At 43.9% G+C, this 12,251-nt stretch carries 13 protein-coding genes and 1 pseudogene; 1 reads left to right on the top strand and 13 read right to left on the bottom strand.

The annotated features are described in order from the left end of the window. Positions 1-109: 109 nt before the first annotated feature. From ACWVCM_RS16485 to ACWVCM_RS16425, 13 genes and pseudogenes are all read right to left on the bottom strand, one after another. Positions 110-361 (bottom strand): hypothetical protein, encoded by a 252-nt coding sequence (locus ACWVCM_RS16485; protein WP_455202864.1) that lies wholly within the window; start codon positions 359-361, stop codon positions 110-112. Between the two features lie 673 nt (positions 362-1,034). Further along, a complete protein-coding gene (locus ACWVCM_RS16480) occupies positions 1,035-1,370 on the bottom strand; it encodes a type II toxin-antitoxin system RelE/ParE family toxin (protein ID WP_455202863.1) in 336 nt (111 codons plus the stop codon). Further along, positions 1,367-1,648, bottom strand: a complete 282-nt coding sequence (locus ACWVCM_RS16475) for a type II toxin-antitoxin system Phd/YefM family antitoxin (protein WP_455202862.1) — start codon at positions 1,646-1,648, stop codon at positions 1,367-1,369. Before ACWVCM_RS16475 ends, ACWVCM_RS16480 begins: the two co-directional genes overlap by 4 nt. 529 nt (positions 1,649-2,177) lie before the next feature. Next, positions 2,178-2,654 (bottom strand): nuclear transport factor 2 family protein, encoded by a 477-nt coding sequence (locus tag ACWVCM_RS16470; RefSeq protein WP_455202861.1) that lies wholly within the window; start codon positions 2,652-2,654, stop codon positions 2,178-2,180. Positions 2,655-2,679: 25 nt separating this feature from the next. Continuing rightward, on the bottom strand, positions 2,680-3,381 hold the full coding sequence (locus ACWVCM_RS16465) for a CbtA family protein (protein WP_455202860.1): 702 nt from the start codon (positions 3,379-3,381) through the stop codon (positions 2,680-2,682). A gap of 78 nt (positions 3,382-3,459) precedes the next feature. Continuing rightward, entirely contained in the window at positions 3,460-3,675 is a 216-nt protein-coding gene (locus ACWVCM_RS16460) for a CbtB domain-containing protein (protein WP_455202859.1), read from the bottom strand. A 70-nt stretch (positions 3,676-3,745) separates the two neighbouring features. After that, positions 3,746-4,804 (bottom strand): WD40 repeat domain-containing protein, encoded by a 1,059-nt coding sequence (locus ACWVCM_RS16455; protein WP_455202858.1) that lies wholly within the window; start codon positions 4,802-4,804, stop codon positions 3,746-3,748. Then, complete coding sequence (locus tag ACWVCM_RS16450; RefSeq protein ID WP_455202865.1) at positions 4,792-5,160, bottom strand: GTP-binding protein; 369 nt, start codon at positions 5,158-5,160, stop codon at positions 4,792-4,794. The genes ACWVCM_RS16455 and ACWVCM_RS16450 overlap by 13 nt, the downstream gene beginning before the upstream one ends. Positions 5,161-5,499: 339 nt before the next feature. Further along, positions 5,500-6,153, bottom strand: a pseudogene (locus ACWVCM_RS16445) (CobW family GTP-binding protein); the annotation flags it as partial. 55 nt (positions 6,154-6,208) lie between these two features. Continuing rightward, positions 6,209-6,649, bottom strand: a complete 441-nt coding sequence (gene cynS, locus ACWVCM_RS16440; protein ID WP_455202857.1) for a cyanase — start codon at positions 6,647-6,649, stop codon at positions 6,209-6,211. 59 nt (positions 6,650-6,708) lie between these two features. Further along, positions 6,709-7,662 carry an ABC transporter ATP-binding protein gene (locus ACWVCM_RS16435; RefSeq protein WP_455202856.1) on the bottom strand — a complete coding sequence of 318 codons (954 nt, stop codon included), beginning with the start codon at positions 7,660-7,662 and terminating at the stop codon, positions 6,709-6,711. 40 nt (positions 7,663-7,702) lie between these two features. Next, positions 7,703-8,533, bottom strand: a complete 831-nt coding sequence (gene ntrB, locus ACWVCM_RS16430; RefSeq protein ID WP_455202855.1) for a nitrate ABC transporter permease — start codon at positions 8,531-8,533, stop codon at positions 7,703-7,705. Position 8,534: 1 nt separating this feature from the next. Next, the gene (locus ACWVCM_RS16425; RefSeq protein ID WP_455202854.1) at positions 8,535-10,049 is read right to left on the bottom strand and encodes a CmpA/NrtA family ABC transporter substrate-binding protein; all 1,515 of its coding nucleotides are present in this window, start codon (positions 10,047-10,049) and stop codon (positions 8,535-8,537) included. 462 nt (positions 10,050-10,511) lie between these two features. Between ACWVCM_RS16425 and ACWVCM_RS16420 the strand changes: the two genes are divergently transcribed. Continuing rightward, a partial coding sequence (locus ACWVCM_RS16420; protein ID WP_455202853.1) for a sigma 54-interacting transcriptional regulator occupies positions 10,512-12,251 on the top strand: 1,740 nt, incomplete at its 3' end.

The raw sequence follows: 12,251 nt of genomic DNA, 5'->3' as shown, positions 1-12,251 counted from the left end.
GCATATGAGGGCCAGTCTCCACTATAAAATTGACATTACTTTTCCTAAGCACATCGTTATAAATGCAAGCTTCATATACTTTCTACTACCGACAAAAAGGCATTTATGCCTAATCACGCACCAAAATATCTGATGAATATGTTAATTCAAGATGATACGCACCGACATTTTGTGCAGGCGTTGGATCCTCTAAACCGGACACGACAATCTCAATATTTATATTGTCACCGACCACTACATTGTCTGAATCCGCTACGGCGCTTAGCAAGATGCCGTAGCTTCGCGTGGAGAATAACATAGCGATCAGGAACAATATTAAAACCATAAAATAGTGGTGCTTATTAATCCTAACATTTCGCATACAATGCTCCATTTTCAGGTAATACACGCAAATACAACGCATACCTTATTATCAAGAATAAGGTATGTTTGACGTTTCAGGATACTGTGTGACAGGGAGTACTGTTTTTGATGAGCGCAACGATATATCCGTTTACTAACTTTCCTGTTAACGGATATAAAATTCTGCGTACACTGCAAACCCATTTTGACCCACCTCACTGCGCTGATGCTGCCAAGCTAATACTGCCAGATAAATAACTTTAACTTTCCAGCTTAATATGGAGTCTATGGTCTCTTGCACTAGTCTAATAGAAAAATTATTAATATTTTTTTAAAAAGTTTGTGAGTATTAATACTGCTGAATTTGATTTTGTTTTCTTATATTACTGTGTCATAGCCTAATCTAGAATCGAAATAAGTGTGTTGATATGGATCAAAGTCACTAACAGACTACTGAGTAATTATTTCATAAAATGGCTACCAAATTTACACGCTCTACTATTTATAACAATCAACAAGATTGAGTGATGCAAATACATCAACCAAAAGACTCAGAGAAAGATTATAAAAGTTTAATAAGCTATTGAAAAATTTAGTCCTGGAATTTGAAATTATCCAGGTTCGGAAAAACCTGACGCATCCGCGCGGGTAATTCATGGATGTGGGTTGAAATATTGACAACCTCTCACTGTTTATAAATTTGACCGAGTAAACCTTCTTTCCAACAACGTTTGCATGTCCCTTCGCCCATCTAAGCAAGCATGGACAACTACTTGCCCATCGATAATTTGGTAGATAACTCGATAGGGTTTGAAATGAAGTTCTTTAAATTCCTTGACAGCGATTCGATCGAGCTCGGGCGGGATGTGACCTCGGGTGGGTGTTTTTTCCTGGCTATAAATAACAGATTCTAATTTATCTAAAACGTGGTTGGCTCGCTCTACAGAATCATGGCGTACAACGTAGTCATCTATATCAAACAAATCATCTTCAGAATCTTTTATAATTCTTATTTTATAAGTTTTCAATAACCAGTTTCCCTGATTCTTCTACGAACTGAGCTTAATGCTTGCTTTGCGCTTTTATGGTTGCCTTTCTGATAACTGGTAATACTTTGAGAAAGCATTTTCATTAAGGCTAGTGACTCCTGAGTTTGTTCATAATCAGTTATATCTTGCAAAACAGCTTTGGCTTCACCATTTTGAGTAATAACTATGACATCGTGATTTTCGTTAACCTCACGAATTGCGTCTGCCGTTTTTGATTTAAGATAACTGATTGGTTTTACGGCTTTACTAAGTTTCATAGCTGTCTCTCAGAGAAAAAGTGATGGTACTAAATATAGACCATTTTTAGTACCATCATAAGATATGCAAATCTACCTTAATAAATAAAAAAGGACCTAAGAAGGTTTTTTTATATTTGGCGGAGAGGCAGGGATTACTCCGCACATCCATGTGCTCCGCCCTTCGGGCCATTGCTACGCAATGTTCAAAATTGCTCCCGGCAATTTTGTCGAACCCAGGGATACTTATCGTTACCCTCATCCTCCCATAACAAAAAAGGCCACCCACTGGGTGACCTTTATTTGTTATATGGCGGAGAGGCAGGGATTCGAACCCTGGGAACCGCGAGGTTCAACGGTTTTCAAGCCGCATTAAGCCTCTTGATTCATAAATACTTTTTCCGCAATTCCTAATTTAATCATCATCTTATAACACAGCTAGTGTCGTCCAATCACACCCAATGTATATTGAAGTGTCCCAAATTTGTCCCAGCTTTTCAAACAGCTCTAAATAAACTTTCCTGAGTAATTACTGAGCCGCTAGCCAAACTCAAAGGCCAAGTTCACTGAGTCCAGGATGATCATCTGGCCGGCGACCCAATGGCCATCGATATTTCCTTTCTGTTTCTTTAATAGGTACATCATTTATGCTGGCAATACGTCGTCGCATTAATCCGGATTCAGCAAATTCCCAGTTTTCATTTCCATAAGATCGGTACCAGTTACCGGAGTCGTCGTGCCATTCATAAGCAAAACGCACGGCAAGCCGGTTTTCAGTAAACGCCCAAAGCTCTTTAATCAGACGATAATCGAGTTCTCGAGCCCACTTTCGTGTCAGAAACTCAACGATTGCCTCACGGCCCTGTAAAAATTCGGCGCGGTTACGCCAGGTACTGTCCGCGGTATAGGCCAATGACACTTTCTCGGGATTACGCGTATTCCAGGCATCTTCCGCCGCACGCACCTTGATGCGCGCGCTTTCTTCATCAAAGGGAGGAAATGGTGGTCGGGATTCTTCTGAGGTCATAATAGTTGGTTAATAATCCAAGTGATCAAGTAAGCTTGTTATGCGTGTATGCGGTAGCAGCACCTAGCAACATCCAGAAAATGGCACCTAGTATGGTTGTCGTAACGATAAACTGAGTAATCAATGACTCTGGAGCCAGCGCTGAGTGCTCAAGGGGTTGTGGCGCGCCGACCGTTTGCGGAATCATGATCAGCAACAGGCCACTTACCTTTAGTAAGATTCCCTGCGCTAAAACCAACAATAACAAACCCATTGCAGTTGATATCGCCGTTGCAATCCACCAGATCTGTCGTCCTTCTACCGCAGCGGCTTCAGTTCCCGGCAGCTCTGGCGGCAAGCCTAAGGAGGGCGCCAGTTGAAATGCCACGAAACCACCCAGCCCCCACAATATGCCTTTGCGCCAGTCAATGTTTTTGCGGAACATAAAACAGGTGGCTAGTAACAAAGCGAAACCGATAGCCGCGAGTATATTGGTTATTGCAGTAAAGAATGTTCGCTCAAACCCGTCCTCGGGTGCCCACTCATCACCACTATGTTGATGTCCTCCGTGGTCATAGTGGTCATGACTATGCGCGTGTCCTGGAGATTCCGAAGCTGCAGACTGTGTTGTTTCAAACGTCTCTGCGTTGAGTATCATGGGGATTACCGTAAAACTCTGTAAAACGGTTATCAGCAATCCAACCGCGATACCAGAAATGACCGAGGAAAAAACCAGGCGTTTAAGCATTTAAAAACCCTCTAACTGTAAACAGTAAAACAGTTGACTATGCAGTTTAAATATTTTTGTGTTTAGCTTTACCGCTCTTTAATGACACGGAAAAACCATCACATGACGAGTATCATGAGCCGCATTATGTGCATAGCCAGGCGCGAATCCGGTAGCGCCTATAATGATTGACGCCAATACGAGCGCAAACGTTGCCGCCACTACTTTTTTGCCCAGGGAATCACTGACAACAGGAGTTACGTCATGTCCAGCCTGAGAAACCACAACAGCAGTTGAAATACCTTTTTGAGCCATCTTGCTTACTCCTTCTCGTTAATAACTGTTACTGTTTAATTGCTTGCAAATCTTTTTCACTTTAAAAGTATCAATCTTCATCTGTATTTTTGTTACTACTCAAATTAAATAGATTGACAGAACCATCTTTAGCCCCAACAACCAGTTGCGCATCATCCTTCACCCAGAAAAGCCGAGTGACAGACGAGTCTATATTCCATTTCGCTACAGGTTCATTCCCCTGCGATAAGTCCCAGACATAAATACTGCCGTCATTGGCTCCCGAGGCCAGCAATAGTCCCCTGGATTGAAAACACAGTGCTGTGACTCTGGCTGAGTGACCTTTAAGTACAAAAGGTGCTGTTCCCGCCGGGCTCTTGCCCTGTGTATTCCATACAACAATGTCACTGCTTCCTGCTGAGGCGAGATAACGGCTGTCACGATCCCAGTCCAGCAAACTGACTTTTTCAGGATAACCTTTCATTTCCGCATGATGGTTTTTCTTATTCGACAAGCGCCAGAATTGCAGCATGCGATCCTGGGATCCTGCGCATATAGCTTTTCCATTGGGGCTCCATACCAGCGAGATCAATGAACCCAAACACTGCAGTGATTGATAGGGTTTACTGTAACCAACTCGAAACAGGTTGACGCGTTTATAACAGGCAGTTGCAATTTCCTTACTGTTATATTTCCAGGCGATGGCAGTTACGGTGCTCTGGTGTTGCGCAAAATGAATCACTTCCTTACCCTGCCGGTCCCAAACAAGAATGGATTTACCCGCGGCAGCGGCCAAAAAGTTTCCGTCAGGAGACCACTTCAAACGCTCAATCCACAATCCCGGCACTTGTAGTACTTTGATTACCTCACCGGTATGCGGTTGCCAGAGTTTGATATAGCCGTCTTGTCCTGCGCTAGCAATCAGTTCGGCGTCCCTTGACCAGTCGATCAATGACGCACCCAACTCATGTGCGAACTTGGACCAAACAAGGGTGGTTGCTTCGGTGTCAAAAACGGAAACAGCACCTGATGCATCAGCTAATGCCAAATGATTTGATTCAGGCGAAGCACTAATGTCGCGAATGCAATCACTAGCGTTCCACAAGAGTGGGTAGTCGGACGATATAACTGGTGATGCTAAACCAGACAAGACGCAAACCCCTGTTCCAGGCTCGAACGATCCAGGTCACGTCCGATAAACACCAGTTGATTATTTCTTTCTTCATTACCCCATGGACGGTCCGGTTCTCCGTCAAACAACATGTGCACGCCTTGAAACACAAAGCGATTAGCCTCACCAGCCAGACTGACAATGCCCTTCATGCGAAAAATATCAACACCCTTACTACGCAACAGATTGGTAATCCAGCTTTCAAATAAGCCGGGGTCAAGATCGCCCTTAGCATTGAGCCCCACAGACGAAACAGTGTCATCGTGCTCATGTGGTGCAGCATATTCTTCATACTGAAGCGGTTCGTACACGACCCCGTTCAGTTCTAATGTCATATCAAACTCTTCAGGCAGATGTTGCGTAAACAACATGTAATAGCCTGGTACTGCAATATCGATATCAAAGTCATTTTTCGATTGGCTTAAAAGCAAAGAATACAAGGAGTTTGCTGGAACTAGCTGGTTACTGAGGTCGCCAATTTTACATGGCTTCACAGGGATTTCTTCTTCGGAAAACAACAACATGGCCTGTTTTTTTGCGGTCGCCATATCTGCACTCGCATCACAACACAATGGCAACATAACGACGTTCATAGTGGGATCAGGGCCTTCAGCGCACATTAAACGGTAATTGCCCGATTCCAGCTGGTACAATCCACTCCATTCATAGGGCAACTCCTCACGGAGAAAGTCCGGATCGATATCCAGTTTGTTATCCAAATCGAACGCACGCACATTGAGCACATCATCAAGATCTATAGCCGCTTTCTCGGTACGATGAATTTTAGCCACTGAGTTCATGCTACGAATTTTTTCTTCCAGGGCATCGAGCGTTTTATCTGACTCTACCAGGTCTGTCTTATTCAATAGCAATACATCTGCGAAGGCAATTTGCTCCTGGCACTCGTTGCTGGTTTCTATATGCTGCGCAACATGAGCAGCATCGACCAGGGTTACAATCGCATCCAGGCGTAATTTATCTTTGATTTCATCATCCATAAAAAAGGTCTGCGCCACAGGACCCGGATCTGCCAAACCTGTGGTTTCAATCATGATGTAATCAAAACTATCCTTGCGTGCCATCAACCTGCTAAGAATACGAATCAAGTCACCCCGTACCGTGCAACAGATACAACCGTTATTCATTTCAAATATTTCTTCGTCACTCTGAATAACCAGTTCGTTATCAATACCAATTTCACCGTACTCATTTTCGATGACTGCAATCCGTTTACCGTGGTGTTCTTTGAGGATACGGTTTAATAATGTGGTTTTACCGGAACCTAAAAATCCAGTTAATACAGTGACTGGTACTCGATTATCTGTCATTACATTCAACTCTCTCGCAGCAAAGTGTCTTCTTAAAATCTCATATTAAAGTTGTTTACCAGGACTTGTACGGTAAAAACTTACCGTTCATCGTGACGACTATGCGGTCACCAGCCGGGTTCTCTTCCTTATCAATCGTCATATTAAAATCGATCGCACTCATAATGCCGTCACCCAGCTTTTCATGTATAAGTGCTTTAATAGTATCTCCGTAAACACCAACTATTTCATACAGACGATAAATGACCGGATCCGTAGGTACTGTTTTTGGAAAGTCCTTGTGACAGAAATCCTGTAGTGCGTCCTTCACGTCAGCACCCAGCCCTAAAGTGCCGCATAACTTGGATGCCTGCTCTTCGCTCATTTTATTCATTCCATAACACGCTGAAGTTACCCACACATCGCCCATACCCAGTTCATCTGCGATCGCCTGCCAGGTTAAACCTTTTTCCTTTTTGGCGAGAATGATGGCTTCGGTCATTTCAACTTTATTCATAATAATGTCACTCCTGATAATGTTCTGTTTTACATAAACGGGTTCAGCCAACTAAGAAACTAATTCTCCATAACCTTGAATACATGCTTTTCATTCTTATTATTACTTTCAGCTTCGGTTGTAACCAACTTCGCTGGATTGACTTCCGGCGGATAATTACGAACCTGCGCATCCTCATCACTTTGTGTATCTGCAATTGTTTCGACTTGCTGCTCTGCACCGGACAGTTCCTTGGAACGCTTCACCAGGAATTCCACCAGGTGGTTACGAATCGGATAATAGTTAGGATGATGAATAATTTCGGTGCGTTCGCGATGACGGGGAATATCTATCACTACCGACTCGGCAATTTGTGCATAAGGGCCATTGGTCATTAGCAAGATGCGGTCTGCTAGTAGAATGGCTTCGTCTACATCATGGGTAATCATGAAAACTGTCTGATTGGTTTGCTCCCAGATTTTTATAAGTTCTTCCTGGATGATACCACGCGTTAACGCATCAAGCGCACCAAAGGGTTCATCCATTAACAACAACTTTGGTTCGATAGCAAAAGCTCGCGCAATGCTGACTCGCTGACGCATACCACCAGACAGTTGGGCTGGTTTGCGCATCTCAGCGCCTTCCAACCCCACCATCTCAATGTATTTCATACTGTGTTCAATAACCTGTTCTTTTGACCATTTAGGCCAACGGGAACGAACCGCAAAGGTGATATTTTTTAACGCAGACCGCCAGGGAAACAGGCTGTAGTTTTGAAAAACAACACCCCGGTCCAAACTAGGACCGGCGACCTCTTTGTTTTCCATTAGCACTACACCTTTTGTAGCTTCATCTAAACCGGCAAGTACATTAAGAATCGTTGATTTGCCACAGCCGGAATGTCCTATGATGCAAACAAATTCTCCCTTATTGATGCCAAAACTGACGTTATCGAATACCGTTAATTGCTCTCCTCCTTTCGGCGCGGAAAACCGTTTTGTAAGTCCTTGTGCATCCAGATAATAAGATGTCATAACTAAATCAACTCCAAACTTCCTTAACGATTATTGAGACTTACTCAACATAAGTAACCATGCGTGTTGCTTTCGACAGTATTAGGTCCAGCACCATACCCACCAGCCCAATCATCAGAATGGAAAACACAACAGCGGTCAGATCCAGGTTATTCCATTCATTCCACACGTAGTACCCGATCCCGGTACCTCCTACCAGCATTTCCGCCGCAACTATTACCAACCAGGCAATACCAATAGATATCCTCATACCGGTAAGAATTGTGGGTGCTGCTGCCGGTAGAATGACAGTGAATGCAGTACGCAATTTGCCCAACTCATGCGTCCTGGCGATATTGATCCAATCGCGTTTCACTGAGCTCACACCAAAAGCAGTATTAATTAGCATGGGCCAAATGGAACAAATAAAAATGACGAACACTGACGACACTTCAGAGTCTTTGAGAACAAAAAGCGCCAGCGGCATCCATGCCAGAGGAGAGATTGGCTTTAAAACCTGTATAAACGGATCAAGAGCGCGAAACATCAACGGCGACATACCAATTAAAAACCCAATGGGAATCGCAACCAATGCTGCCAGGAAAAACCCACTCATTACCCGTTTAATGGAATACAACAGTTGCAGTCCAATACCTTTATCATTGGGCCCCTTATCGTAAAAGGGGTCGCTCAACTCTTCGATCGCAAGTGCGCCTACTTCAGAAGGATTGGGCACGCGGGCCTCCTGGTCCGCGCCCCCCATCAACAACTCATACTCAGTTAACGCCTCTTTTGCTTTTGGTGGTTGATTCGCCAACTCCCATATCAACAACGTGACGACCAGAATCACCAGGGACAACAAAGCAGCTCGAAGGTTAAGGTTGCGAATCATATTACACTCTCTTTATGTCAAAACTCTTGATGTATTCTTCCGGCTTGGTGTAATCAAAAGTTTTGCCCATAATGGTGTAGTTCTCATAGGTTGTCTTGGGCGGTTCGTAGCCCAGTTCCTTCATGAGCTTACCGCAATCCGCCGCCAGGTAGACCTGTTCTGAGATACCTTTATAGTCAACGTCACCCTTGATATAACCCCAACGTTTCATCTGAGTCATAATCCATACAGACATGGAGTGCCATGGGAATGGATCAAAGTCGATACGATCAGGTTCGTTGCGAACGTTGCCCAGACCATCGGCAAACCGGCCGGTAAGCACTTGCTCCAGGACCGGTACCGGTTGATTCAAATAGTTCTTAGGTGCTATTGCCTTGGCTATATCTTTGCGGTTTTCCGTTTTAGATGAGAAATGCGTAGCATCCACAATTGACTTGAATAATGCGCCGTAGGTATTTGGATTCTTCTTCGCAAAATCCATACTGGTGGCAAAGGCACAACACGGATGACCCTGCCAGATTTCCTTAGTCAACAAATGTATGAAACCAATTTTCTCCCAGACCGCACGTTGATTGAATGGATCAGGTGAGAGGTAACCATCCAGATTTTCCGCACGCAAGTTAGCAACCATTTCTGGCGGAGGCACCACGCGGATCTGAATATCCTTATCGGGATCAATACCATGCTCTGCCACATAGTAACGCAACAGGAAATTATGCATGGAATACTCGAAAGGAACACCAAACTTGAATCCCTTCCACTGCTTGGGATCACGTTTATCCTTATGTTTGTTATGCAGCACGATGGCCTGCCCATTGATATTTTCCACCGCGGGCATAATAAATGGCATTGCTGTAGAGCCAGCACCCATGGTCATAGCAATAGGCATAGGCGTTAACATGTGTGCGGCGTCATATTCTTTATTAAGGGACTTATCACGAGACACAGCCCAACCTGCCGTTTTAATAACATCCACGTCCAGACCATACTTTTTATAGAATCCCATAGGATGCGCCATTATGATGGGCGTTGCACAGGTGATAGGGACAAAACCTACTTTGAGCTTTTTCTTCTCAAGTGGACCACCGCCTTCTTTCATCGCTGCCTTGGCAGCTTCCAGGGGAAAAACACTACCAATAATGGATGCGGCCAGACCACTACCGACAAGTTTCATAAAATTCCGTCGACTTACCTCGTTATGCCCAAAGATGCCACGGATCACAGCGCTCTCAACCGCTCTATCAATGATTGCTTCAGCGGACTCGGTAGGATTATCTATGACAGCATTTTCTTTTGCGTTTTCAGCAGTCATAGCTTTTGAGGCCGCAATTTCAGAATCACTGACTGTGCTTTCATAAACAGCTTTTTCCAGTTTTTCGGTTAATTGTGACTCGGTACATTCATAATTTGCTTCACCCTGTTCTCTTTTAAAAACACAAATGGGGCAATTACAGAACGGTCCATGTTGCAGGTCGGCCTCTGGATCAAAAGGATTTCCAAGACTTTTATTCGACATACGTTGATCCTCTTTATCGTGTAATGGATGTAGTTAAAATTTGTGAGCCCAACCGGATAGACAAAAGCGGGCTTGTTCGTTGGTTAAACAAGGGAAATGAGAAAAGCACTAAAAGAATGCGTCCCCCCCCCCATTTAGCACCAATTTAACTCGCCATTGAGTTGTAATTATTCCGAAACAGTGCGTTTTAGTTACCTGCTTGGGTGCTTGTTATCTGTTCTAACCCTGACATCGCAAGGACTGTACCAAGTGATCAATACGGCGATAACTGATTGATAGTCAATTTGTTATTGCCTGGATTCATTAAACTTAAAAGCTACGAGTTTTCGTAAATTACAAATTTTCGTAGTGCTTACTACGAATATTCGTAGCATTGGAACAAAGCTTGTATTACCTGATTAAGAACAACCTGAGTAGTAAGGTATAGAAGTAGAATTGCCTAACATTAGTGAGGATTAACTAATGACGATAACAACAATGCCTAATGTCACGACAGGGATTTATAGTCCTAATTTTTTTGAAAAAATATTCTTACACTGCAGTGATGCAATGCTGGTAATAGACCCAGCGCTTAACAAAATTGTTAACGCCAACCAGCGAGCATGCAACCTACTCGGATATGATATAAATACTTTAAAGAATACGCTTGTTTCAGACCTTCATACGCATGAACTGGCTGCATTGGTTGTATTTACACAATCGGTTATTGAGCACGGTCACGGTTGGACAGACGAACTAAGTTGCAAAACAAGCAACGAAGAAACCATCCAGGTTGAGTATTCCGCATCGTCGTTCAAGCATAATGAAGACACCTTCCTCATCGTCATCTTGCGAGACAAACAGAAACTAAAAATCTTACAGGAAGAATCACATGCGAATGCTTATGTGCGACAGGGGATCGCCGAATGGAAAAGAATCGAAAACATATTTCAGGAAATCGAACATGAAAACCAACTGATACTAAAAGCAGCTGGCGAAGGTATTTATGGTATCAACTCCGAGGGCAATACGACATTTGTGAATCCTGCTGCTGAACGGATGCTAGGCTGGCGGGCTGAAGAGCTTGTTGGCAAGAACATACACGACATCATTCACCACAGCAAACCAGATGGCTCTGTCTATAAGTCACATGATTGCCCTATTCTGGCAGCGTTTATGGATGGCGAAGTGCATACCGTAGACAATGAGGTTTTCTGGTGTAAAGACGGAAATCCCATCCCGGTAGAATACACCAGCACTCCCATAAAGGATCATGGCAAACTGGTTGGTGCAGTCGTGATATTTCGTGATATCAGTGACCGTAAGGTTGCAGAGGCCAATTTGCTAGCCGCTCTGACAGAGGTACAGGAACTGAAACACAAACTGGAGATGGAAAACGCCTATCTACAGGAGGAGATCAGTTCTGAACACAACTATCAGGAAATTGTCGGCAAGGGCGCGGTCATCCAACGTGTTATTCAGCAAATAGAACTTGTCGCGCCTACCGAAGCCAACGTACTTATCACCGGCGAATCAGGTACTGGAAAAGAACTCATTGCACGTGCCATCCATAACCGAAGCAGCCGTAACAAACGACCCTTAATTCGCGTCAACTGTGCTGCAATTCCACGGGATTTATTCGAAAGCGAGTTTTTCGGTCACGTAAAAGGGTCATTTACCGGAGCTGTTTCAGATCGTACTGGTCGTTTTGAACTGGCTGATGGTGGTACCTTATTCCTGGATGAAGTGGGTGAAATCCCACTGGACTTACAAAGTAAGTTATTGCGAGTGCTACAGGAAGGGCAGTTTGAACGTGTGGGTGAGAACAAAACAAAAAATGTCAATGTACGCATCATTGCCGCAACCAACAAAAACCTGGAGGCCGAAGTAACTAACCAGAAGTTTCGCGAAGATTTATATTTTCGGCTCAATGTATTTCCTGTTTACAGCGCCGGGTTGCGCGAACGCAACGAAGACATTCCGCTACTGGCCATGCATTTTCTGGAACGCGCTAAAAACAAGCTAAACAAACCAGATATCCGTTTGACGCAAGGTGATATCGAACTGCTACAAAATTATTCCTGGCCGGGAAACATTCGGGAGTTGCAAAACGTCATTGAACGAGCGGTCATTGTTTCGCAAAGAGGTAGACTGAAATTCGATTTACCAGAAACTAACAACAATCAAAGCACGATTACACCAACACAAAAATACTTGATAACG

Source organism: Kaarinaea lacus, assembly GCF_975902315.1.
Note: the sequence above shows the minus strand (reverse complement) of the source record. Positions and strands in the feature narration are given on the sequence as shown.